The following is a 25,626-nucleotide window of genomic DNA, read 5'->3' as shown; positions in this document are numbered from 1 at the left end:
GCTTGATTAACTTCAGAACATCTAAAGACTCAGAAAATCAGCCTATTGTACGCTTATATTGCATTTTTCGTTGATACGTAGATAGCATAACTCCTGCTAGAATGAACAAAGACCCTAATATTTCTACACCTGTGATCGGTTTATGCAATAATATCAATCCCATGATCATAGCTACAAAAGGTTCTAAATTAGATAATACAGACGCTTTTGAAGCATCAACATGGCGAATATTGTTATTCCAAACCAGTGTAGCTACACCATGTACAACAACAGCGGTTCCGATCAGAAGAGCCCAATCCGTAATATTCGAGCTCATTCGTAAAGGTGTATCTAACGAGAAGATAAACGGGGTCGATACAATAAAGCCCACCAGATTCGAATATAAAGTAATCGTGAGCGGATCTATTCTTTGTGAGAGTACCCTAGTCATAATAATCATAATGGCGAAGGTTATCATCGTTACAACAATCCACAGTAGTCCTTTATCAAAATGCAAAGAGGATGATCCCCCTTTTACAACGACAAAATAAATACCAATGATCGCTAGAATAGACCCCATCAACATACGGATCGTTAATCTTTCCTTTAAAAAAACTGCCGCTAATAAACCCGTTAAAATAGGAGTCATAGCTAAAATGATTGCAGATGTTGTTGGATCAGCTGTTTGCAGCCCTTTAAAAAAGGACCATTGATTAATAAACACACCAATAACACCTAGAGATAAAATTAGGAATACATCCGATTTACTCACCAGCTTAAAATTCTTTTTGTAAGCCGTTATTCCTACTAGACATAACACTATAAATAAAAGTCTCAGTGAAGTTAATAGACCGGGGGAGAAGTCCTCAACTAAGATCTTTCCAAACACAAAATTACTGCCCCATACGACTACACAAAAAGTGAGCCAACCATAAGCTTTTAACATTTAAATCACCTTTCAATAATACCGACTCCACAATTTTCCCATTACAGCCTTACGCCAAAAAAAATAGACCCCACCCATCGTAAGATACGGGGTCTATTGTACTGTTGGTTAGCAAACATCGGTTCTTCTTTGTATCTATTATAACCTCCATGGGTTTTTCATGCGCTGAATTTATAGAGGGAATAATATCCATAAGGCGCTGAATGCGGCATACTTAAACCTCCATTTTTTTCTTAATACTCATCGACCCGGGAGCACCCGTACCAAACTGATAACGGTAAATCACAACTACCGCAATAATCACTAGGGACATGACGAGAAAAATATTACTATACACATGAGCAGTAGCGTTAGTATTCAAAGGATTGAACTGCACAACAGCAGTACCCTTGTCGAGCATTTTCCCGACTACACTCATGGCCATCGCGCCAGAGATAAAATTGATCATGGAGAGTAGTCCCATACCCACTCCTGTTTCCTCTTTTGGCAGCGTCCGCGAAATCGTATTGGACATCGAGATTTGCATGAAAGTCTGGCCCACGTTCCCTAATATTAAAATGATGGCAATGAAATATGCCGATAATCCAATAAAAGTAGAGAGTAGGGAGAAAGCAAGAAATAACAATACCGAAGCGACGAACACAAGTACGAAATTACCACGATCATCAGCCAACCTGCCTCCCTTGCGTCCCATGATAGCCGAAGCAATAGCAGCTGGTACTAACACGAACCCAATGGTCGAAGGGGATAAACCATTCACTGTCGCTAGAAATTGCGGTGTCATGAATGTCATGCTAAAGCTCATAGCTGTCGTCGTAAAAGCAAGCAACAACCCAATCGAGTAGGTTTTGTTACGGAACAAAACGGGTTTAATAAAGGGCTCCTCAGCTTTCCGAATCCGAATGATAAATAAGGCTAATAAGACAAGTCCCCCGAGGAACAACCACACTTGCATCTGTGTGATGGCAAGCAAGAAGATTGCGACTGCTGCAGCTAGTAACCCGCCACCAAGGACATCAATACTTCCTGCCTTCCCTCTCGTATTATCTAAATACTTTCGGAAGAAAGGAAGCGTCAGTAGCGGAAGCAAGGAAAGGACGAACATGAGTCTCCAGCTTCCAAAGCTGGTGATAAGGCCTGCAGCGACCGGTCCCAAAGCATTACCAAGCGCTAACCCAACCGCAGAAGTCCCAAGTGCTCTCCCCCTCTTCTCTGGAGCAAAATATCGGATCGGAATGATCATTGCTGTTGCAGGAAGAACGGAAGCACCGGCAGCTTGAATTACACGGCCCAGAATAATAATCCAAAACTCACTAGCAAGCAGACCTATTAATGAACCGAGAGCGAATATAAGCAGTCCATACGTTAACAAATCCTTCAACCGATATTTATCCGCCAATTTCCCCATGACGATAGAACCTACCGCGTAAACCACCATATAACTGGTCATAATCCAACTAACCTGCGATGGAACGAGATTAAACTCTTTGCCGATCTCAGGGAGAGCTACATTGAACATCGTACCGTTCATAACCGAGAATATTAAGGTAACTACAAGTATTTTCAGCAGCTTATCTGCATTTTGTGATGATGTATCCGTCATGATCTAAACCTCTTTTCTGATTAAATTCATAATGAACTATAAGCAAAAAGATAAATAATGAGTATCCTCAGTAATATATAATACTGAGGATACTCATTATTTTCTCACCTGTCAAGTTATATCCTTTACATGGAACTATAGCTGGATACGCCTTATAAGAGTATAATATAAAGAGTGTACTCATTAAGAGTGCACACATATTCACCGTTGCCAAGAATTGAAAATGAAAAATTGACAATAAAGTCAAGGAGGCACTACATCCATGAACACAGATCATCCCAAGGCGATAGACGTCATTCACATATTAATGAGATCAACCAACTACATTAAAACAGAATTTCAATCCCAGTTATTAGCGCTTAATACGCCTTATCATCTCTCCGGTCCCAGGTTACGTCTGCTTTCAGTCGTTGCCGAAACAGGCAATATCCGTATGAATGAGTTAGCTGTTAAGTTAGGGATCAAAGCACGCACCGTTACCGATTTTGTTGATGCACTTGAGCAGGATAAGCTCCTCGTTCGAATTCCTGATCCAACCGACCGACGAGCTACACTGATCCAGCTTACGGAACTTGCACAATCCACGATTGAGGAGGTTCTTACTTTCCAGGATACAGTCGCTGACAACATGCTGGAGAATCTTTCAATGGAGCAAAGAAAGCAATTCTATGACCTTCTATTGCAACTAACCAAAAACAAAGCAATCTCCGATTTATGTGAAGAAGCTAAGTGAGTCGCAGCCACATCGAGGAACAGGAACTCACGGCACCCAGCTCACCTCCCCCGGAATTCATCCCTCAGCAATCTGCGGTTTCACCCTTGGCTGTCGATCCGGGAGCAATTGCTGATTGTTTGTTTCGGAATACGTACGTTTAGCTCGTGAATATTCTGGTTTTACCCGGTTTCGTAGGACGCACCTCGGTTGCGGGGTTTCAGTGAAGTGGAATATTTCGGGTCTACACTGGATTGAGCTTGCAATCCATCCAATCCTTCACATGCTTCTAAATAAACACGTAAAAAAGCTCCGTTCCTCTAGGAATGGAGCTTTTGGATCTATGTCAGAGTAATTATCATTTAACCCTTAATGCTTGGCCACAGCGTGCACAATAGCGGGTACCCTGAGGAGACAATGACCCGCAGCCTTCACAGTAAAGCTCCTGCGTCATGGGCTTCACTTGATCGTCATGCCTTATCGCCTCATGCGTGGTTGGATTCAACATATTCAATGCATGGAACTCCTCTTTTCTTCCCCTACGAATAAGTGAGAATAATAAATAGAGTCCTATAAACCCGACTACAGCCATAGCTCCCGCCTTCATCAGACCCGATTCAAAGTGATAATTCCATAGTGCATGCATCACGACTGCTGCCAAAAACATCCCCATTGCACGTAGCCCTCTCGTCCACGGCTTACCGTCCCCCAAATTCGAGTGCTTATGCATGCTGCTTGCATACCAGATGCCCACAGTTGCAATCGCAGTCCATGTTCCATGACCGAATGGCGATAATAATGCTCTCATCCATAGGACGGCGAGCATCCCAAGTGAAGAGGCTTCGTCTATATGCACCCATCCATAAATAATACTTTCCACTGCAGCGAATCCCATTCCTGCTGCGGCACCAAACACCACTGCATCCATCAGAAAATGGATTTTTCGCGTTCGAACGAGCATCACACAGACTAATAATTTTGCAGTTTCTTCTATTAGAGCTACAGACAAAGGCACGTAAAACTGCGAAAAGTCAAAGGAACTTGCTTTGACTTCAAAAAGCCAAATCCGCTCTAAATACCAAGCCAGAGGGATAGCAACAATTGCGGTAGACACAAAAACTAAACCAAGCCTCCTCTGACGAAAGCCTATTAACTGCTGATTTCTCACAAAAGCTACGAATGCTAGGGGACCCACCACACCTCCAACAATTAAGGCGGCGATCTTCCACCATTGGCTATGAAGGAACAGTGCCAAGAAGGATAAGACAAGGAATCCACCGACCAACCAGAGTAATTGCTCCATCCACTTGTCCTTGGCCTTAGGTAGCGATTTATTATCCTCTGCAACAGAATCCCCGCCGAAGGCGATGGTCACTTTCTCCAACATATGGGGTGTTCGTATATTTAGAACCTCTATGAGTTGTTGACGAACCGGAGCATAATAGTCAAGTATAGTTAAGAATTCTAACTTACCCATGATTAGCAGTTCACTATCTTCTAACGCGATCAACGTGTGCAAGGAGGCTGTGTCTGTTAGTAACTCTGTCTCGCCATAAAAATCCCCTTCACGAAGAACAGTCTTGCGCCGCTTTTGACCGTGAAGTTCGATACTCCCGCTACTAATCATGAAAAATTGATCCATTACCGCACCTTCTACGATAATCTCTTCGCCCTTCGTTACTTTCTTGATCGTCGTAATCTCTGCAAGACCCCGAAGTTCAGCATCAGGGATGACCGACCAGATTGTCGCTTTGCGAAGCATACTATGGATCATTCGAATCCGTATGTTCACAAGCACACTCTCATAAAATAGCGGACTCAGGCTCGCCAAATATTCGAACGAGGAACGGTCCAGACGCAACGCTTCTACTGTCCCGATTGCCGTAACACTAGCTGATCTTTGTACGTTCCGAATAAGACCAATCTCTCCTACTAACTCTCCCGGTCCAAGTTCAGCTAAGAGCAACGCCTTTCCAACTAAGTTCACTGAGGTGACTTGCACTTTCCCTTGCCATATAATGAAACAGTCCTTAGAGGTGGACTCTTCCATAAGAAGTCGTTGTCCATCCTCTAAAGACACAAGTTTTATAGCATTAATTACATTTCGTAGCTCATCATCAGGAATACCTCGTAATAACGGATGATCACGTAGAAAATCTACTGCAGCACTTGGTATCATAGGTTTAACTCATCACCGCATATTTCCAATAACACTACTTCTGGAATCTTGCATTTTTTTAATGAAATTTGTCATTGTATCAAAAGCTTCGTTACGTTTATTCGTTAGACTTTGCAGGCGCAGCATGTCCATTTGCTGACTATTACTTGCACTATCAATCTGTGATTTGATTTGTCCCAACAGATTCTCAAGTTGCCCTTTTGTTTGCGGTATAGCCATACTCATAGCAGTAAACATGGCCCCCTTGTCATCTGCCAGCTTTACAGCAGCGTTGGCCTCGGCACCTGAAGGAAGCTTCGCTAGCTCTTCATTGATCACTCCTAGCAATTGATTCAGTTTTGAGATTGTTTCATTCTTGGCTTGTACGGATGCGATTTGATCTTTCAACTGATCCTCTAACATACTTGCACGACTCGACTGTACAGCCATCATTGCTGCTTCAAGATCCATGCCCTGAATGTTAACCTGTGTCATACCACTCATATCAACGCTACCTACCGAATTTTGCGTGGCATTTCCATTCAGGGCATCCTTAACAGAGTTATACACCGAATTGTTATACAACAAAGCCCCTCCTACAATGATCCCCAGTACAAAAGTACCTGACATAGATAAAACTAATCTTTTCACGCTCATTTCATTTCCTCTTTTCATTTATGGATGATCATTGCGTCATTACGATTAACAAATCCAAATATGCGCTTTCTTTGTTAATATTGTTATATCATTTTGGGCGATTAATGGTCTGTAACCCCAATTACAATTTCCAAATACTCGAACTCAAATCACATCAAGTATCTTTCTAAGTCTATCTATGTTGCACACAAGTATTTTCCTCTGATCAATACGTATCAACTGCTCATCCTGTAATCCAAGCAATGATTTTGTCACGGTCTCGCGCGCCGTTCCTGTCATATCCGCCAGGTGTTGATGCGTCAGCTTCAAATCGATTAGAACACCCTCATCAGAGGGCACTCCATGCTGTTCTGTTAGACGCAACAATACACGAGCAATGCGCGTACGCACGTCAATAACGGTCAAGTCTGTTATTAATTTATTGGCATCACGTAGACGATCTAACGCTGTTTCCAAAATGCCGATTAATATATCTGGATTACTTTTTAATAAGGGTATGAAATCTCGTTTTTTCAGAATACATAAGGTGGATTTCTCAATGGTTCTTGCAGACGCAGAACGTGCTCTTTCATTTTGCAATAAAGCCATCTCTCCAAAGAAATCACCTTCTCTAAAAATAGAAAGGATTACATCCCTTGAGTGGTTATCTTGATAGATTTGAACAACTCCAGATATAACCAGATAGAGTTCCTCTCCCTCTTCACCTTCAAAAAAGATAGACTCTCCCTTTATATAAGTACGCTCGCTACATAACTTGGCAATTTCAGCTAAATATTCATCATCAAGATGTTCGAAGAATGGGAAATCTCGTAACAGTTGTGGGTTCATCTTCAAGAGCAGCCTCCAGTGTATCATTTTATAATTTCTATTAGGCTTCAACTCTAGCAAAAGTTAAATCTTTAGGACCATCCTTTATTGTAATACTTTTAAATTAAGATAAATAGTGACTGTAGTCATCAAATTATCATATGACATTTTTACATTTTATGGAGATTTAAATAAAAAAGAATCAAACGCATGGATCATCGAAAGGATGCTCATGGCTTGACTCTTATTTTCTACTTAAAAGCTCTTCGTAAGGCCTCAATTCTTCTTGCTACACTCTCTACACAATTTCACTTTTTTCCGCTATATCATACCCATGAATGGCCCCCTTGGTATAATACACTTCAACCTCAATCCAAGTTCAATTATCGTTAGCTCGACTGTTCCGTCTTTATAGCCTGGAATAACTTCTGTCGTTACATTCATACCTTCAGGTGAGTTGAATTTATTCATACTTCTCGCAATGAGTTTATTCAAAATTGGTAATAACAAAGGATTTAATGGAAGTGTCGTCTTCGCGTAGGGTTCAAAGTCGCAATGGATATTGTATTTATCCATTGGATTCCTCCTCTATTAAGTTATTTACTTAAGTACATATTAGCAAATCGTACTAAACTGTCTAGCAATCGTAAGATCAGCGTTAGCGCATCCGACCACGGCTGCGTCGGCATGATTCAAGTAATAAGATCACAAGAAAAAAGCAAAGAAAAGCGGCCATTATAGGTCGCTTTTCTTGTGACCCTTTTGAAGCTGAGGCACGTCGAACCGCTGCTTGAAAAGTTTATGGAAGCACGGTTTAGAAAAAAACTATCTATTCCAACTTCATATAATACAGATTCGCCGTACTATCCTTCGTAATGGTATGTGCGCCCGCCGTAAGGGAGACAGTGGAAATGCCATTCGTTATAGGATAACTTGTTCCATCCACTTTGATTTTAGTTCCTTCTGTATTGAACACCAGGGTTAGGGTTGAAGCTTTGGCAGCTGTGAACTGAATACTGGTTGCACTCTCGATTTTTAGACATTGAGTTAGGGTTAACCCCTGATATGTCACAGTTCCCTTACTTGTTGAGAGATTCCCTTGGATATTGAAGAAGCTGCTCGTTGTTCCATCAGTGGTAAAGTTATGAACGGTTGCTGCCGCTGTCGGCACTGGCGTTGCCGTAGGTGTCGTTGTCGGTGTTGGTGTTGCTGTTGGTGCTATTGTTGGAGATGGAGTCGCTGTTGGCACAGGAGTAGCTGTTGGAGTTGGTGTCGGACTTGTTGGGTTTGAATTGCCCCCTACGGAGACGAGCCCCGTTGTGTAGCTTCTGATTGCAGACATCAGTGCTGTGTTCAGTGCATACGATGCGTCATCCACGGAATCAATAAATGCCCATGTGAAGTCTCCGCCATTCAGGCGTCCGGCTTTTGCCGTAACAACCTGTTCCACATTGCTTACATTGTCAATATTCGATACGTTCACTCCGGTTTGGACGTTTGTATCGAAGTTATTGTAGGCTGTTCCGCCTTTTAATGCTTTGTATGAGCTTGGGACGGTTTCATTTCTCGAGGAGGCTAAGTAGGCATCAAATGAGGCTGCATTTGCCGGAGCTGTCCCTGTATTAGAGTTAGCGTAAATAAGACTTGAAGCATCAACAATTAGATTGTTATAAGCTTTAATCATACCTCCATTTTCACCCGAGAACGTACCCTCACCTAAAGCATCTGTACCCTGTAAGGAACTAAGCATTGGGTCTTTAGTATTTCTAAAAACATTGGATTCCACAAAGGCCGAAGCTCCGGTTGTAACGCCGACACCATATTTTGAGACTCCATCATAGAAGTTATTATAGACATGAACAGAGGCCACTCTGATCCGCGGATGACGGGAGTCCGAATGATCGAACCAGTTATGGTGGAAGGTAACAAAGAATTCTGCAGACTCACTAAGTCCGACTAGAGCAGCCTTTCCGGAATCAAAGTAATGGTTGTACGAGATCGTAATATACGTTGATCCTTTTTTGAGGTCCGTAGACCCGTCGCCTTTGGCTTGGTCCGCATCGCTCCCTGCAGATCCATAGAAAATATCATTATTATGCACCCATACATTCGCATTGCCTGTATCCATTGAAATGCCATCGTCAGGAAATAACATTACACCCATATTTCTTACTTCCAAATTACCAACATATCTAAGAAGCAATCCCCAACCGTATGCATAAGCATCTTTTCCGATACCTTCGATTGTAATATTCATTTCCGAATAATTATTTTTACCTTTGACTTCAAGATATCCACTGCTGTTAAGCTGTCCACTCAGGTCAGCAGCTGTAACTTTACCGATAATTCGGATGGCAAGTGGGGTTGTATCATAACCCTTTTGTCTCAGAGCCAAGATGCTACCAAGACCAACGCCTGTTTGTACAGCACCTGAGCTGTTGATTTTCACATCAAGTGTTACGGTTTTCGCATTCTGAGATGTTATATACAGCACTTGAGCACCATTCTTGAGGGTTCCATTCTCATTATAAGCGCCAGAACCCGTACCAAATGGCGAGCTTGCCGAAAAAGCAAACCCAGATCGATCATATGACGTTACGGATAACGTATTTGATACCGAACTTGCCGTTCCTCCCCCTGATAGGGCAGCTTCAACCTTCATTACATAACTTCCAGCTGCAAGCCCTACAGCATCCGCTCTCCAATAGGAAGAATATTTGCGGATCAATTCATTATCAATCTGTTGGTACCCCGAATCTGATGCGCTTGCCTGTTTAACATATACGTTATATCCTGTCGCATTACTTACAGGTGACCATTCCACATATGCCGCTTCATTCCAGCCTCCACTACCTGTTATCGAAAGACCAGCAGCATGCACTACTGTATTTGTCCATCCACCTGCTATCAAAGAAAGTGCAAGAGAAAACAACACACCAATACTGATTACCTTGGCAATACTTTTTTTCATTTTATTCCCTCCTGATTCTAATTTGTTGCAGATAGAATTGTAACCGTTTGCAAGAAGATATAAAGTTTCCTTTTCACCTCCTGAAATATTACATTTTATGGGACTAAAACATCCTCAACATATCAGAACAGAAATCAGTTCCGATACAATCATTTCCTCATATTTTTCACATCTAACAGTATTCTGAGTTAATGATTATAGGACAGAGCATTGATACACCCGTACTTTCAGCAATGTATCCTGTGCTCTTGTGAAAATACAACACGAATAACCACACAGTAGCCAGCACATAATAAAATTCACAACCATTAGATAATCAAGGGAGGAGCTTTCAAATGAGTGCAAATCAACCAGATAAGAATCTAATCAACACAGTAAAAGAACTGGAAGCCACGCCCGTAAACAGCCTGGAGGCCCAACAGCAGCAGCAAGCCCGTAATGATCGCCGCAAACAAGCTCAGCATGACAGCGATGGTAAATTCTCAGAAAATGAATCTGGGAACTTTCATTAGAGTCTTCAGCTATGTCCGCACCCCAATAAATCGCACGTTTTATGATCTTTTCCAAAATGAAAAAAACGTAAAAAAGCGACCACGATGGTCGCTTTTTTACTGATATTAAGAAATGCCTTCTCCTGCAAATCATTCTTATCTTCAGTATTCAGACGAATACTCTTTGCTTTCTTTTAAGCGAGCAATATCATGGCCCGTCGGGTTTTGGAAGACACGAAGCCCAAATATCGGTACAACTGCAAAAATGTGATCAAAGATATCTGCTTGAACCGATTCATACACCACCCAGTTAGTATCATTGCTAAACGCGTAGATTTCTAAGGGCAGTCCATTATCCTCTGGTGCTAGCTGTCTGACGATCAGCGTCATATCCTTATGAATTTTAGGATGATTCCTCAGATATTCATGGATATATTCTCTGAATACACCAACATTCGTGAGATGTCTTCCATTTACTTTACTCTCCGTATTGATTTGATGTTCGATATTATAAATGCTAATTTCATTTAATCTCGCCCTTATAAAATCGGAAAGGTAGTGAATCTTCTGGAATTCCTCCATCATTTCTTTTGTACAAAAGCATATGCTGCTTGTATCGATATGAACGCTTCGTTTAATCCTTCTGCCGCCAGATACTTGCATACCCCTCCAGTTTTTGAACGAGTCTGAAATAAGGGCGTAGCTGGGAATCATGGTGATTGTTTTATCGAAATTCATAACCTTTACCGTATTCAATGTAATGTCAATTACATCACCATCCGCATTATATTTAGGCATTTCGATCCAGTCACCTACACGCACCATATCATTAGATGATAATTGAACACCTGCCACCAAGCCCAATATAGAATCTTTGAAAATCAGCATAAAAACAGCTGATAATGCACCTAACCCACTAAGAATAATCAATGGATTCTGACCAATGAGGTTAGAGATTACCACAATAACACCAATGATAAATAGAATAATCTTTGCAACCTGAATGTACCCCTTGATCGGTCTAATCTTGGAGACCTCGAATGAGCGATAAATAGCATCGATGGCATTAAGTAGTGCATTAAACACCGTGATAGTTACGATAATCATATAAGTTAAGGCGGATTTTTCAATAAAAGCCTGATATAGCGGAAAGATAGACGCAGAAAAATAGATGATGAAGGCTGGCGCGAGATGCGACAGCTTGTGAAACACTTTTTTCTCCAAAACGATATTATCCCATGCATACCGATCCTTACTAATGAAATGAATAATTATCTTCAGCACGATTTTTTTGGCTATTAAATTGGCCAGTACAGAGAGTAGTGCTATAAATAAGACCATGATTATATTCGAAAGATAACCTGTCATTTGTTCGTTTACACCGTATCCTGCTAGTTGATCTTTTATAAAATTCATCATTTCCTCCTGCTGCGTGTTACTTAAATTGTTTGATGAAATGGTCTGTACTAACATTCGACGTATCGATCGTTGCGGGTGAACTATTATTGCCTAGTTTCAACTAATTGTATTAACCTGGTCAACGCGCTTGAGTAAATTGTGTCATGTCTATGCACAAACCATACCTGCAAATCTCGATACTCTTCAGGCAAACGGTGGGAAGTGATTATGCCCTGTTCTTCCGCCTTGGCAATCGATGACTGTGGCAGCATAGACACACCAAGTCCAGAGGAAACGCCATCTAGAATAACTGCTAATGTGCCAAATTCCATAATCTGATAAGTGGTCAGGCCAGTGCCTCTCAGAAAACTCTCTGCTTTTGCCCGATGCGTACATCCAACGTCAAAGAACAACATCGGTTTCATAAGTAGCTCATACATTCCGTTTTGTCCCGGCTCAGAGATCAACACCAACTCCTCTTCAAAGGCCGCGATATGTTCTATATCTGGCTCATCAACAGGACCATAGACGAACGCTCCATCAAGCTCGTAATCCAACACCTTTTGTAAGAGCGCATGTGTCACACCCGTAGTGAGCGATAAATTAACATCCGGATATCGTGATTGATACTCGGCCAATAAAGGAGTCAGATGAATGACTGCTGTCGCTTCAATGGACCCTATCCGAAGAGGCCCTGCAGGATGGTCCGAGTATTGTGTAGTTTTCACAGCCTCGTCCATCAGAGTCAGTATTTTATCCGCATATCCCAGTAAATTCTCGCCAGCCAAAGTTAGCGTCATTCCTCGATTGGATCTCCGAAAAAGGGGTGTTTTCAACTGAGCCTCAAGATACTGAATTCGAGTCGTCACATTAGACTGTACATAGTTCAACATTTGCGCAGCCTTGGTTATGCTCCCCTCTCGAGCCACAGCCTGAAATATTCTTAAATCTCCGCTTTCCATTTCTATGTCACCTGCTTGGTATGATCATTTATGATACTCACAATCGGTTTTGTTCATTTTACTGTATGATTCCCACTCTGTACAATTCAATATAGATTCATTGAAAAACGAATTACTGGAGGATTAGGATGAAAGCAATCGTACATGCTGGGATGAACGGCTTGAAGAGCCTGACATATGAAGACGTTGTTGATAAACAGCCAGGCTTCGGTGAAGTAAAAGTAAGGCTGAAAACCGCAGGGTTAAATCATCGAGACTTATTTCTCATAGCGGATCGAAAAAATGAGGATGCTCCCCTGATTATGGGCTCTGATGGGGCGGGTATAATTGAAGCGGTAGGTGAAGGCATAACATCACTTACAGTAGGTACCGATGTAATCATTAATCCGTGTATCGGATGGGAAATCACCCACGATGTCCCGAACGTTCCGGCCATAGTGGGCGGCCCTTCAGATGGTACATTTGCCGAGTCTATCGTCATCCCTGCGCAAAATGCCATCAGCAAGCCAGCTTATTTGTCTTGGGAAGAAGCGGGCGTGTTGCCCTTATCTGCCTTGACAGCCTATCGGGCTTTGTTTACGAGAGGCCGCTTACAGCAAGGTGAACATATCCTTATTCCGGGTATTGGTGGCGGTGTGGCTACTTATGCCATGCTTATGGCTTCAGCAGCGGGTGCAAGAGTCAGTGTCACATCACGAAGTGAAACAAAAAGGCAAGTTGCTCTTGCACATGGGGCAGATCATGCCTTTGACAGTCATAGTGATTGGAAGGAAAGTATGAAAGGAGAAACAGTGGATCTCATCCTGGATAGTATCGGGCCAGCGACGTTCCAACAGTACTTTGATATCATTAAGCCAAATGGCCGGATCGTTACGTTTGGAGCAAGCTCAGGAGATCGAATGGAAATAGCAGCACGATCCATATTTTACCCCCAAATCAGTATCATCGGCACCTCAATGGGAAGCAGTGAGGAGTTTGTTGCGATGCTTCAATTTATGGAACTCCACTCGATACGCCCTATCATTGATAGTGTGTATCCTTTACAAGACACCCTTCAAGCCTTTCAGCGAATGCAACAGGGGGAGCAGTCTGGGAATATTGGAATAAGAATTGATTGAAAAAAGACACCTCACAAGGTGTCTTTTATTTACTCTATATGGAACCGAGGTGTGGCACGGTAAACCCATTAGCCGCCCTGTGTTCATTGCATGCAAGTATTCCACCGCAACGTACCAAGAGTTAGCAACTATCTATCCTTTTACGTGGCGCTAACACGTCGTTTAGCAAGTGCCATCGCTGCGGCATAGCCGGAGCTCCAGGCCCATTGCAGGTTATAGCCGCCGCAATCTCCATCGACATCCATCACTTCACCTGCCAAATACAGCCCAGGGACTAACTTAGATTCTAACGTTCCTTCGATTAGCTCCGTCGTATCGATGCCACCGGCTGTTGTTTGTGCATTCGTGAAGCTATTGGTATCGGTCACTTTAAATTCCCAACGTTTCAAGATTCGATAAAATATTTTCTTGGTTTTCCATGATAAATCCATACAAAGCAAGTGCGGCTGTTGATCAATTCCAGCCTCCTTCAGCAGAACTGGAATCAGTTTCTTGCTGACGATGCCCACAAAAGAATCGGCAACCGTCCGGTGTCCGAAGATCCCCCAGTGGATCTCCAGAAAATCAATTAACTCTTCCTCCGTGCGCTCCGGCATTAAATCAACCGACAATGTCACCGATTCTCCTATTCCGAGATTATACGCAGCCTTTCTGCTGAGCTGAAGTATGGGCGGGCCCGAGATACCATAGTCCGTAAAAAGAATCTCACCAGACTCAGTGCGGATGACTTCATTGTTTACGATAACATGGGCCTCTCCCTCAAATTTGATGCCCGATAGTTCCTTCAAATACGGATAATCCAGCTTCAATTGTACAATGCCTGGCACCGGGTTGATCAGGGTGTGCCCCAGACGTTGGACAAGCGTATAACCGGAGCCGTCTGTTCCCGTTTTGGGAGCGGTAAGGCCGCCTGCACATAGAAAAAGATAGTCGCTGGTATACACAACCTGTTCCTCTGTCTCCGTCTGGCAGGTTATCGCGAACCGCGGATGTCCCGCCGAAACGGTAACATCCAACACTTTATGTTTATAATATACGGGAACATTCCGATCCTCCAGCGCCAGCTTAAATACACCCGGCACCGAAGCCGCCTGCAGCGACATCGGATACATCCGGCCATTCTCCAAGCTTACAAAAGGAAGCCCGAGCGAGGAGAAAAATTCGATCGTTTGGCGGACACCGAATTGCCGCAATACATGTATTGGGAATCCTTCTTGATTACTGTGATACTTGCGTGATAAAGCGGCCGCTTCATCCGTACCGGTGGCGGTGGATTGGTTCGTAATGTTGCAACGCCCGTTACCCGTCGTTATTATTTTCTTCCCAAGCCGGTCATTGCTTTCAATAATTGCTGTATCAATACCTTGATCCCTCGCTGTAACTGCAGCCATTAGACCTGCAGCACCCCCACCGATAATGAACAGCTCGTGGTGCTTAGAAGTCTGATCCTTATACATGTTAATTGATGCATCCCTTTTCCTAATAAATTTATTGAATTGACTTAGCTAGCGCCATGGCGGCCACATATCCGGAACTCCAGGCCCATTGCAGGTTATAGCCGCCGAAATCTCCGTCGACATCCATCACTTCGCCAGCCAAATACAGCCCAGGCACCAGCTTGGATTCCAGCGTTCCTTCGATGAGTTCCGACGTATCAATGCCGCCGGCTGTCACTTGCGCATTCGTAAAGCCATTGGTATCCGTCACTTTAAACTCCCAACGCTTCAAGATTCGATAAAATTTCCCCTTGGTTTTCATCGATAGATCCTGGCAAAGCAGCTCTGGCTGTTGATCTAAGCCAGTCTCTTTTAGTAGGACAGAAACAAGCTTCTTATTAAAGATGCCAACAAGGCAATCCGCCACAGTCCGGTGTCCAAAGGTCTCCCAGAGCCTTTCTAAAAACTCAACTAACTCTTCCTCCGTGCGGCCCGGCATCAGATCAACCGACAATGTTACCTGTTCTCCTCTTGCAAGATGATACGCAGCCTTCCTGCTTAGCTGAAGAATTGGCGGGCCGGTAATACCATAATCCGTGAAGGCAATTTCGCCCTGTTCACTGCAGATGACTTTACCGTTCACAATGATATGAGCTTGTCCCTGAGATTTGATAGTGGACAGTGCCCTCATGTTCGGATATTGCAACTTCAATTGCACAATGGCCGGCAAAGGCTTAATCAGGGTGTGTCCCAGACGTTCGGCAAGTGTATACCCAGGAGGTTCTTTTCCCGCATTTGGACCGGCAAGGCCACCCGCAGATAGAAGTAGATAGTCGCTAGTATAAACAACCTCCTCCTCTGTCTCCGTTTGGCATTTTATCTTGAAGCGCGGATGATTCTTCGAAACAGTAACATCCAACACTTTGTTATTGAGGTATACCGGAACATTCCGATCCTCCAGCGCAAGCTGGAAAATATCCAGCACCGCTGCTGCCTGCAGCGACATTGGATACATCAAGCCCTCCTTCAATCTTGTAAGCGGAAGCCCAAGAAAGGAGAAAAAATCTATGGTCTGACGGATGCCAAATTGCTGCAATACCGCAAGTGGAAATCCGGCCTGATTACTGTGATACTTGCGCGATAAAGCGATTGCTTCATCCGTACCCGTTGCAGTGGATTCATTCGTAATGTTACAGCGGCCATCACCTGTCATTAATATCTTCTTTCCAATCCGGTCGTTACCCTCCAGAATGGCAGTATCGATACCCATATCACGCGCAGTAACGGCGGCCATTAGTCCGGCAGCACCTGCGCCGATAATAAACAGCTTGTGGTGCATAGAAGTCTGATTCTCATACATGGTTGGTCAATGCATCCTTTATCCAATTTTCTAAAAGCACAGAGTCACTTTATTAAATTATAGCATAAGTATACTGGTTTTCATTTATATCTCCCTATTAACTCTTCCTATCCTATGTTTGCCTTTTTTATCCCTATATAGAACCTTAAGTTTTTTTGGCCTTCAAAACTTTCACAACTCTAAGACTGAATGAATAGCATTTCCAGAGCTTATCAACTTTGATTACGGGACGAGCATGCTTTCTACACTGCAATCTTTAATTCCATACACGAAAGATACTGGACCTAGCAAAATACGCAGTTTTTTTGAACCACCACACATAGTCTAGATCATACTTTGAAAAACATAAAAAAAGACACCCTTCAAGGTGTCTTTCACTGGTACTCCATATGGAGGAGAACCGTGGCGATGCAAAACCGTTACCTATCGGAGCACCCATGCCCTATCGCAGACGGGCTAGCTTCTCCAAAAAGTCTGCCACAATTTCCAACGACGCTGCATCGAAACTTGTCAACAGTTCCATCACCTTTTGATCTTTCTCCTGGTGGAATACCCGATGCAGTTCGGCCAATTCGGTGCCGAGCGGAGTCATGGAGAAATAAATTTCTTTCAGGTTGTCCGGCAGCTGGGTTTTCCGGATCAGGTCATAATCCAGCAATTTGCGGGTGATTTTGGAGACGGCGCCTTTCGTTATCTCCATATCGCGGGCGATATCAGCCCCTTTAATACCTTCATGCATATTGATGACGTCCAAAACGTGCAGGCTTGAGACGGATAGGCGGGGCAGCAACCTTTTTAGCCGGTCGTCGGAGATGTGCTCTATGAGCCAAAGCCGATCCTGGTCCTCGTCGGTTTCGCTGATGAGGATCCGGTAAATGGACTTTTCGATACGGTTTTTGAGCTGAAGCAAATCATCATTCATATCTGGCATAAGGCAAGCCTACCTTTTTTCTTTTTATTATATCATGGTTTCCACGGAAACCATTTGACAAGATATCTTTTTCTTGTTATCATCGTTTCCATGGAAACCATTTTGCAAAACACAATTTTCTTACAGCTTCCACAAAAACCATCGATTGGGAGGGAATTTTAATGAATGAGGTCATGCAAGTGATCCGCCAGCATCGCTCCATCCGTAAGTTTAAAAATATTCCGTTGACTGGCAAGCAAATCGAAGCCATTGTCGATGCAGCGCAAATGGCACCGACCTCGGCGCATATGCAGCCGTTCTCGATCATCGGCGTTACCGATCAGGAACTTCGGAAGAAGATCGCGGTGCATTCGAAAAATCCATCGATTGAGGAATGTGGGTACTTTTTTATTTTTTGCGCCGATCTTCATCGGATGATGTTGGCCGCCGGCCCGGACCAACAAGAAAAAATGGGTCGTAACCTGAGCTTCTCGTATTTTTACCAAACCGCTGTGCTGAGTGCCGCGCTTGCCCTGCAAAATGCCAATCTGACGGCCGAATCGATGGGGCTCGGAGCCGTGATTATTGGCGGAATTAACGAGGCCCTGCCTGGACTGGACGAATGGCTTGGACTGCCGGACTTCGTCATTCCTTTGGTCGGTCTTGCAGTAGGTGTTCCCGACGAGGTTCCAGAGCAAAAGCCACGGTTGCCACGGTCTGCCGTATTTTTTGAAAACAAGTATGATCCAGATCTTAAAGCAAAGGTCGAAAGATATGACCGGGAAATCGAGGAGTACTACGGCGCGCGAACGAATAACAAACAAATGGCAAGCTGGTCCGGAAAATTCATCGCCATGCTGGATAAAGATTTGCCGTTGGATGGTTATACGGAATACGTAAAAAGCAAAGGATTTGATTTGAAATAGTGAGAATTCTGTATAAAGAGCATCTTATTCTATAGTTTCTTATCCCTGAAACGCAAAATCCACAACCGAATTCGGTTGTGGATTTAACATATGGAGCCGAGGGGAGTCGAACAGCCCTTGTCTCAACATGAGCCCCCTAATTATCGACTTGCCGTCGGCAGTTCCATTCCCTTCTTCCAAATCAGAATCGGATGATCCGGTGAACCGTAGTAGATGGACGTAATCTCCACGTCCTTACCATACTTCTTCTGATAGGCCCTTACATTCAGAGGATTGACGAACATCTCGCCATTGACTGGATTGGAGGCATTATATTTCTTCGATATGATAAGAGGATGAACGGGGATCATATAGAAACTCCCATCATCCTTAACGGTATTCTCCACATGAGCGAAACTATACCCGTCCCTGATTTGAACACGAAAAGCAATTTCACCGCTTGATATGGTTCTTATATCAGAAATAATAATATGGTCGGATGACACCGGTAGGATATTCCAGCGGAAAAGACCGAAGTAGCCAACAATCAACATTCCAAATACGGAAGCAGCCACAAACAATCCTTTCATAAAAGCCATCGATCGGGTACGGCTCCACATTCTTTTAATGCTTTGCAGCCCTTTTCCCTCCAATTTATTTACTTCCATATCTTGAATGGGCAAGCTCAGGCTGGATTTCAATTGTTCCAGAGAAGAACGGCAGTCAGGGCAATCAACAAGGTGTTCCTCCACCAGTCCCTTACTAGTTTCACTGCATATGTCATCATAATACAAGGGGAGAAGATCTTGAACTACGTCACATGAGATTCGGTTCATCATTTATCCTCCACTAGCAGATTTTGTATTCTTAGCCGAGCACGGTGATAGGTCACTCTTGCCCAGCTTTCCGTTCGCCCAAAGATTTGACTAATATGATCGAAAGATAGTTCTCCAAATAACCTGAGCATAAAAACCTCCTTATACGGCTCGTTCAAAACGTGCAAAACCTTATGAATACGCATAGCTTCAGTCTGATCAATGAGTTTTTGCTCCAGATTAATGCTACCCTCTTCTTCCTGTACAGCCAACGAAGCTAACTTCCGCTGCCCGTCCATATAGGAGAAATAAGTATTTTTCGCAATCTGACACAGCCAGACGCTCATTTTGCAGTCCCCCCTGAACTGGTCAATTCGCTTCAGCGCTTTAAAAAAGGTTTCCTGTGTAATTTCCTCGGCAATCTGCTCGTCCCTGCTTAACGACAGCACAAATATGTATACATCACGGAAGTATTGATCATAGACTCCTTCTAATTCATCTGATTTGTCCAATGGTTCACCACCTTACATATATAAGACTAACTAAACATAAAAACGTTACAATGAATTCAGTTTATTTTATTGTACTTGTAATAGAAAAAAAGAAATAAAAAAGACACCCCTAAAGGTGTCATCACTTACACTCCATATGGAGCCGAGGGGAGTCGAACTCCTGTCCGAAGATAACGGCACATTAGCTTTTACGAGTGTAGTCACAGTTTTGATGTCACCCTAGAAGCATTCTAACCAGCATTTGATGAGTCCGTCTGATTTTACTTAGATAAAAATTGGCTATATTACTGTTCTTCCTTGTTATATATTTAACAAATTATAGAATCGTATAGAAATTACTTATCTATGGTTAAAAAAGGAGACTGATCATAGGAATATCTCCTTAGTATAGTGATGCAATTATATAAGTTAATACGCAAAAGTACCTTTGCCGCTACAGATGATGGCTGGACCCTTTTAATTATTAGAAGTTGCTAATTCCCTGCAGAATCAAGATACGTTTCAGCTTCTTCTATCGATTCGTACAAGTTTGCAATATCTTTAAACATACGATGCATTTGCGTTTTGTAGAAAGAGGTAGGCGCAACATACACCCATTTGTGTTTTGTAGAGATTCCAGCTTTCACAGCATCTTCACTAGTTGGAGCAAGAATTGCCAACACTTCTTGCTTAAATACCAGGCCACCAGTAATTACAGTCATACCTGTAAACCCTCGCTTAGTTTTCTTCAGTACTTTCGGAAATTGTTCCGCGTACGCAAGGGCATCCTCAACATCCATACCGTCCGATGTTACAATAATTCTGTTTTTGTTTTTAACATAATCAATAGTAAAACTCATGATAGTAATTCCTCCGAATGTTTTTGTTTTTGGATGCTTAATACTATAATTTTATATCAGTTCGGGCTCTTATAGATATTAATAACTTCAAAGTGAATGATCTAATTTTAGATGTAGACAACATGTCTACAATAATGAACACATTTAGTTCCCTATAACTCCTTGTCTACATTCGGTCTGCAATCCAACCACTAAACAGCAAAAAACCCGCTATTTTAGCGGGTTTTTCTTATGGAGCCGAGGGGAGTCGAACCCCTGTCCGAAGATAACGGCACATAAGCTTCTACGAGTGTAGTCACAGTTTTGATGTCACCCGAGTATCGCCCCGTAACCGGCTATACGTTGGGTCAGCCTGATTATCTTCTTCCGTTGACCCCAGGCGGAGACCAGACGGCGTATCCCACTACTTGTTAGCCCCTATCCCTGTCACATGGGCGATGCAGGGTAGAAGCACGCGCGCAGTTTCTTAGGCTGCGAAAGCGTAGTTGTTTTGTTGTTTGCCGTTTAATAGGCTTTAGCGTTGATGAAGCGGACGCGTCCCCACTACTCGCTACTCATGCTCGAACTACCCCCGTCGAATCCAAGAACGGCCCCTCATTAAAAAGGGCGCTTCGGATCAAGCGGATCTTCCAAGCAAGAGAGATCCTATCCACAGCTTCTTCTTCAAGAAGTCTGTAACGAAGCAATAATCTTACTTACTCAGTATATCACATTTATCAATACTTTAACACGTAGGTTAAAGGAATTGAAGGTGGAAACTGGTACTCATTTGAATCGTACATTCTTCCTAGATTATCTGGCGATCTTTTGCTTCTCACGCAATACACGCTGAATATCACGTTGAGCATCACGCTTAGCAGCAGAGTCACGTTTATCGTACTCTTTCTTACCTTTACCAAGACCAATTAACAGCTTCGCATAGCCATTTCGCACATAAATCTTGAGTGGCACAATCGTAAATCCATCTCGCTTGGACAAGCCCAGCAGTTTATGAATTTGCTCCTTATGCATCAGCAATTTACGAGTACGCGTCGGGTCCGTAGGGTTAGCACGATTACCTTGTTCAAAAGGGCTGATATGCATGTTGTGAATGTGAATCTCACCGTTACGGATCGTAGCAAAAGCATCTCCAATATTAGCGCGGCCATTACGTAGCGACTTGATTTCTGTACCTGTCAGCACCAAGCCAGCTTCATAAGTATCCTCGATAAAATAATCATGGGAAGCTTTTTTGTTCTGGGCAAGTACTTTCCCGTCTGCTTTTTTACCCATGAGAATCACTCCTTGAATCATATTCATAAGTTAAAGTAACCATGTCTCTCTAATCTTAAACGACATAGTCATCGAACGTCTGATCTATATTGTAACAAATGGAATCGATTGTGCGCAAGGAAGGATCAGGTAATCCTTTCCCAGCCATTTTGACAACTAGTTGTCAGTAAGTTTGCCCAATAGTTAACTTTAATTACATTTATTTATAAAAAATTGTTTATGTTTCTATATTCACACATCTCAGTTAACTCATACCCTTTTCTATTCACTCTCTCCCTCCGACGCTACCCTAAAGCTACATAAATGCACTTTATACATCTATTTAATATATTTAGATGCTCGATGGTTGTTTAGTTGTACTTTCTGCAGTTAAAAACTCAAAATCATGCCGTTTTGAAGATACTGATCACATTTTAATGTACAAAGTGCAATTAACCTCAATCTCTACTGAAACGCCGGAATTTTAACTGCACATTATGCAATTAAAAAATAAGCATCGTGATAGCACGGGTTACTTTGCTCCAACCCAAGTGTCATAGTTACAAACAATGCTGCAACCTAGCTTCTTCTGATTATTACTCAACAAACTTGTGGCAACCAATAGTCTCGGTCATAAATGAGAATTTCACACTTGAGCCGCGAAAAAGAATTAAAAAAGCACCGCCCCCAATCAAAGGGGGCAGTGCTTAATTTTGCGTCATAGAGCTACGTAATGTAGCCCAATAACGTTATTTATTTCTTCTTTCTCTTACGAGGAGCACCGTCTGGTGCGTTACCTGTAGTTTCACTACGTTTAGAAGCGGCTTGTTCTGACGTCTGAACGTTGCCTGGTGTCACGGATTGACCGATGAACACACCGCTTTTGTTCTTCTTTTTCCGGCGACCTTTACCTGTTGGAGCGCCGCTACGGCCTTCTCCACCGCCAAAGTTACCGCCGCGGTCCTCTCGGCTACGGAACTTCGTGCTGCCGTCCAGGCCGCGGACCTCGCCGCCGGAAGAGTCAGACGCAGGAGCGCCGTATCCGCCTTTGCCGGAGCCAAAGCCGAAGCTGATGCCGCGTCCACCACCGGCACCGCCGTTGTCACCGCCGCGGCCTCGCCCGCCGCTGCGCTCACGTGGCGCGCCTACGTTACCGCCAGCTTCGCCCCCGCGCTCTGCGCCGGTGCTTCCGCCCGGCGCCGCAACTACCCGGCTCGCATCCTCGCCGGCATCACGCCCGCGCTTCCGCTTTCCGCGTCCGCCCGGTGCGCCAACGCCGGCCGCTTCGCGCGGCCCTTCGCCGGCGCGCACACCAGCGCCCGGCTTGCCCTTGCCCGCGCCTACAGCAGCGCCGGGCTTGCCTTTACCGCCGCGGCCCTTGCTGCCCGCGCCGCCTTTACCCCCGGCTGGCGCCTTGAAGCCGCCGCTACCTGGACGGCCGCCTTTGCCACCGCGGCCGCCTCCAAAACCACCGCCGCGATGCTCACCTGGCGCGCGTGGTTTCATGTCGACCAACTCGAAATCGATCGTGTGGTCATCCATGTTTACCTTGGCGACTCGAATTTTCACCTCGTCACCAATACGGAACACCCGTGATGTGCGCTCGCCGATGAGCGCCATATGGGCCTCGTCGAAGTGATAATAATCGTCGCTCATAGCGCTGAGACGAATAAGGCCTTCGACAGTATTGTCCAGCTCGATGAACATTCCGAAGCTGGTCACACTGCTGACCATTGCCTCGAATTCCTCGCCTACTTTATCCTGCATGTATTCAGCTTTCTTCAGCTGCTCTGTATCGCGTTCTGCTTCTACCGCTACACGCTCACGCTCCGAGGACTGCTGAGCAATGTCAGGCATCCTGCCGGCCAAATAATCATGTCGTTTCTGGCTCAGCGCCCCTCCATTCTCAATCACTTCACGCATTACGCGGTGAATGACCAGATCGGGGTAACGGCGAATCGGCGAAGTGAAGTGGGAATAGTATTCCGCAGCCAGTCCGAAATGGCCTGTGCTCTCCGCATCATATTTTGCCTGCTTCATGGAACGCAACATCATTGTGCTAATAACGGTCTGTTCTTTAGTCCCTTGGATTTGCTCCAACAGATCCTGCAAAGCACGTGGATGAACTGAATTGCCACGTCCCTTCACGTGATATCCGAAATTAGCCGCAAAAGCCATAAAATTCTGCAGCTTCTCTGGATCTGGATCTTCGTGAATCCGGTAAAGGAACGGAACCTTCAACCAGTGAAAATGCTCCGCGACTGTTTCATTCGCCGCCAGCATAAATTCCTCGATAATCTGCTCAGCTACAGAACGCTCACGCTTCACAATATCTACAGCCTTGCCGTTCTCATCTACGATGATTTTGCTCTCTTCAAAGTCAAAATCAACCGCGCCTCGCCGCATCCGTGCATCACGCAGCTTCATCGCCAATTCTTTCATGAGACGGAAATCATCAATTAATGGACTATAGCGCTCCAGCAATTCAGCGTCTTCATCCTCCAAAATTTTGCGGACATTGGAATAAGTCATTCTTTCCTTGGTGCGAATCACACTTGTAAAGACATCGTGCTTCACGACCTTCATGTGTTCGTTAAATTCCATCTCGCAGGACATCGTTAAGCGGTCTACCTGTGGATTCAAACTACAAATCCCGTTAGACAAACGATGAGGCAGCATCGGAATCACCCGATCCACCAAGTACACACTACAGCCCCGATCATAGGCTTCTTTATCGAGCTCAGAGCTCTCGCGTACGTAATAACCTACATCCGCAATATGCACGCCTAGCTTGTAGTTTCCGTTCTCCAGTCGCTGAACATTAACCGCATCATCCAGGTCCTTAGCATCCTCACCATCAATCGTGACAATGTTTAGTCCGCGCAAGTCGCGACGTCCCTGCTCAGCAATTTCCTCTTCTGTGATTGAATCCGGAGCGTTGTCCGCTTCGTTCATCACTTCAGCCGGAAAAGCCTCTGGCAGCTGATGCTTACGGATGATAGATAGAATATCAACTCCTGGATCATCCTTATGTCCGAGGATCTCAATAATTTCACCCTCTGCCGCTGATCGGCCTTCTGGATAATTCACGATACGTACAACGACCTTTTGACCGTCTACCGCCCCCATGAAGGATTGCTTCGGAATAAAAATATCGCGGTTAATCCGTTTATCATCAGGCAGCACAAAGCCATAGGTCTCCAGATTTTGAAATACGCCAACCGTCTGCAATACTCCCCGTTTTACAATGCGCTCAACTTCGCCTTCCATACGTCCGCCGGACGGACTTTTAGAGGTAATACGGATAAGGACGATATCACCATTCATAGCTCCCTTAAGATCATTCGCATGGATATATACGTCAGGATGATCACGATCATCCGGGATAAGAAAAGCGAAGCCTTTCGCATGAGCCTGTAACCGGCCTCGCAGTAAATCCATTCGTTCCGGCACGCCATAACGTGCATTACGAGTTAATACAATTCTTCCGTCCTGCTCTAATTCAATTAGTAGTTCCTCGAACTTTTTAAACCCTGTGCTATCTTCTAGAGCAAAATGGCTCACCAGCTCTTCATAAGTCATTGGTTTATATGCAGTTTCCCGCATGAAATCGAGTAATATTTCTTGTGTTATCATGTTCGTCACCCCAGCCCTCCGCGGCTCCAAGCCGCTGGCAAATATGTATGTCTTGTCCTGCTCTGTAGTAATGCCAAGTAAAATTTACCTTTACCTACTTCATACCCTAGTATACACGAAATCAATCCTGCGCATCCCTGTTACTGTCATCCAAAGGTAA

At 44.1% G+C, this 25,626-nt stretch carries 21 protein-coding genes and 1 other RNA gene; 4 read left to right on the top strand and 18 right to left on the bottom strand.

All coding sequences use genetic code 11. The annotated features are described in order from the left end of the window. Positions 1-37: 37 nt before the first annotated feature. A complete protein-coding gene (locus ACFWMP_RS23670; protein ID WP_379424848.1) occupies positions 38-925 on the bottom strand; it encodes a DMT family transporter in 888 nt (295 codons plus the stop codon). Positions 926-1,139: 214 nt separating this feature from the next. Continuing rightward, a complete protein-coding gene (locus tag ACFWMP_RS23665) occupies positions 1,140-2,528 on the bottom strand; it encodes an MFS transporter (RefSeq protein ID WP_379424847.1) in 1,389 nt (462 codons plus the stop codon). A 262-nt stretch (positions 2,529-2,790) separates the two neighbouring features. Between ACFWMP_RS23665 and ACFWMP_RS23660 the strand changes: the two genes are divergently transcribed. Continuing rightward, positions 2,791-3,261 carry a MarR family winged helix-turn-helix transcriptional regulator gene (locus ACFWMP_RS23660; protein WP_076286808.1) on the top strand — a complete coding sequence of 157 codons (471 nt, stop codon included), beginning with the start codon at positions 2,791-2,793 and terminating at the stop codon, positions 3,259-3,261. Between the two features lie 337 nt (positions 3,262-3,598). On the opposite strand, the gene ACFWMP_RS23655 is transcribed toward ACFWMP_RS23660, so the two are convergent. The 5 genes from ACFWMP_RS23655 to ACFWMP_RS23635 form a co-directional block, all read right to left on the bottom strand. Next, entirely contained in the window at positions 3,599-5,419 is a 1,821-nt protein-coding gene (locus ACFWMP_RS23655; protein WP_379424846.1) for a cyclic nucleotide-binding domain-containing protein, read from the bottom strand. 12 nt (positions 5,420-5,431) lie between these two features. Beyond that, positions 5,432-6,055, bottom strand: a complete 624-nt coding sequence (locus ACFWMP_RS23650) for a hypothetical protein (RefSeq protein ID WP_379424845.1) — start codon at positions 6,053-6,055, stop codon at positions 5,432-5,434. A gap of 144 nt (positions 6,056-6,199) precedes the next feature. Further along, positions 6,200-6,883, bottom strand: a complete 684-nt coding sequence (locus ACFWMP_RS23645; protein WP_379424844.1) for a Crp/Fnr family transcriptional regulator — start codon at positions 6,881-6,883, stop codon at positions 6,200-6,202. Between the two features lie 300 nt (positions 6,884-7,183). Next, positions 7,184-7,438, bottom strand: coding sequence for a hypothetical protein (locus tag ACFWMP_RS23640; RefSeq protein WP_379424843.1), 255 nt, complete (start codon positions 7,436-7,438; stop codon positions 7,184-7,186). A 253-nt stretch (positions 7,439-7,691) separates the two neighbouring features. Continuing rightward, a complete protein-coding gene (locus ACFWMP_RS23635; protein ID WP_379424842.1) occupies positions 7,692-9,833 on the bottom strand; it encodes a pectate lyase family protein in 2,142 nt (713 codons plus the stop codon). A gap of 335 nt (positions 9,834-10,168) precedes the next feature. Between ACFWMP_RS23635 and ACFWMP_RS23630 the strand changes: the two genes are divergently transcribed. Further along, positions 10,169-10,345, top strand: coding sequence for a hypothetical protein (locus tag ACFWMP_RS23630; protein ID WP_379424841.1), 177 nt, complete (start codon positions 10,169-10,171; stop codon positions 10,343-10,345). Between the two features lie 141 nt (positions 10,346-10,486). On the opposite strand, the gene ACFWMP_RS23625 is transcribed toward ACFWMP_RS23630, so the two are convergent. Both ACFWMP_RS23625 and ACFWMP_RS23620 read right to left on the bottom strand, forming a co-directional pair. Further along, the gene (locus ACFWMP_RS23625; protein WP_379424967.1) at positions 10,487-11,740 is read right to left on the bottom strand and encodes a mechanosensitive ion channel family protein; all 1,254 of its coding nucleotides are present in this window, start codon (positions 11,738-11,740) and stop codon (positions 10,487-10,489) included. An 86-nt stretch (positions 11,741-11,826) separates the two neighbouring features. Beyond that, positions 11,827-12,684: a LysR family transcriptional regulator gene (locus ACFWMP_RS23620; protein WP_076299966.1), complete on the bottom strand. Its 858-nt coding sequence runs from the start codon at positions 12,682-12,684 to the stop codon at positions 11,827-11,829. A 128-nt stretch (positions 12,685-12,812) separates the two neighbouring features. On the opposite strand from ACFWMP_RS23620, the gene ACFWMP_RS23615 reads away from it, so the two are divergent. Continuing rightward, on the top strand, positions 12,813-13,802 hold the full coding sequence (locus tag ACFWMP_RS23615) for a zinc-binding dehydrogenase (protein ID WP_341059059.1): 990 nt from the start codon (positions 12,813-12,815) through the stop codon (positions 13,800-13,802). Positions 13,803-13,942: 140 nt separating this feature from the next. On the opposite strand, the gene ACFWMP_RS23610 is transcribed toward ACFWMP_RS23615, so the two are convergent. The 3 genes from ACFWMP_RS23610 to ACFWMP_RS23600 all read right to left on the bottom strand — a co-directional run bounded on the left by ACFWMP_RS23610 (position 13,943) and on the right by ACFWMP_RS23600 (position 17,520). Next, the gene (locus ACFWMP_RS23610; protein ID WP_042184042.1) at positions 13,943-15,259 is read right to left on the bottom strand and encodes a BaiN/RdsA family NAD(P)/FAD-dependent oxidoreductase; all 1,317 of its coding nucleotides are present in this window, start codon (positions 15,257-15,259) and stop codon (positions 13,943-13,945) included. A gap of 31 nt (positions 15,260-15,290) precedes the next feature. Next, positions 15,291-16,598 (bottom strand): aminoacetone oxidase family FAD-binding enzyme, encoded by a 1,308-nt coding sequence (locus ACFWMP_RS23605; protein WP_052404105.1) that lies wholly within the window; start codon positions 16,596-16,598, stop codon positions 15,291-15,293. Positions 16,599-17,040: 442 nt separating this feature from the next. Next, entirely contained in the window at positions 17,041-17,520 is a 480-nt protein-coding gene (locus tag ACFWMP_RS23600; RefSeq protein WP_379424840.1) for a MarR family transcriptional regulator, read from the bottom strand. A gap of 170 nt (positions 17,521-17,690) precedes the next feature. Between ACFWMP_RS23600 and ACFWMP_RS23595 the strand changes: the two genes are divergently transcribed. Next, positions 17,691-18,434: a nitroreductase family protein gene (locus ACFWMP_RS23595; RefSeq protein WP_379424839.1), complete on the top strand. Its 744-nt coding sequence runs from the start codon at positions 17,691-17,693 to the stop codon at positions 18,432-18,434. Between the two features lie 140 nt (positions 18,435-18,574). On the opposite strand, the gene ACFWMP_RS23590 is transcribed toward ACFWMP_RS23595, so the two are convergent. The 6 genes from ACFWMP_RS23590 to rnr form a co-directional block, all read right to left on the bottom strand. Then, positions 18,575-19,252 (bottom strand): zf-HC2 domain-containing protein, encoded by a 678-nt coding sequence (locus ACFWMP_RS23590; RefSeq protein WP_379424838.1) that lies wholly within the window; start codon positions 19,250-19,252, stop codon positions 18,575-18,577. Next, positions 19,249-19,740, bottom strand: a complete 492-nt coding sequence (locus tag ACFWMP_RS23585) for an RNA polymerase sigma factor (protein ID WP_379424837.1) — start codon at positions 19,738-19,740, stop codon at positions 19,249-19,251. Before ACFWMP_RS23585 ends, ACFWMP_RS23590 begins: the two co-directional genes overlap by 4 nt. A gap of 473 nt (positions 19,741-20,213) precedes the next feature. Further along, positions 20,214-20,579, bottom strand: coding sequence for a hypothetical protein (locus tag ACFWMP_RS23580; protein ID WP_042184038.1), 366 nt, complete (start codon positions 20,577-20,579; stop codon positions 20,214-20,216). Between the two features lie 229 nt (positions 20,580-20,808). Then, positions 20,809-21,173, bottom strand: a transfer-messenger RNA (tmRNA) gene (ssrA, locus tag ACFWMP_RS23575). A 198-nt stretch (positions 21,174-21,371) separates the two neighbouring features. Further along, positions 21,372-21,851, bottom strand: coding sequence for an SsrA-binding protein SmpB (smpB, locus tag ACFWMP_RS23570; RefSeq protein WP_339244261.1), 480 nt, complete (start codon positions 21,849-21,851; stop codon positions 21,372-21,374). A 732-nt stretch (positions 21,852-22,583) separates the two neighbouring features. Continuing rightward, a complete protein-coding gene (gene rnr, locus ACFWMP_RS23565) occupies positions 22,584-25,466 on the bottom strand; it encodes a ribonuclease R (RefSeq protein ID WP_379424966.1) in 2,883 nt (960 codons plus the stop codon). Positions 25,467-25,626 lie beyond the last annotated feature (160 nt).

The organism is Paenibacillus sp. NPDC058367 (assembly GCF_042723305.1).
GTDB lineage: Bacteria > Bacillota > Bacilli > Paenibacillales > Paenibacillaceae > Paenibacillus_AQ.
This window is presented reverse-complemented; position numbering and strand designations above follow the sequence as displayed.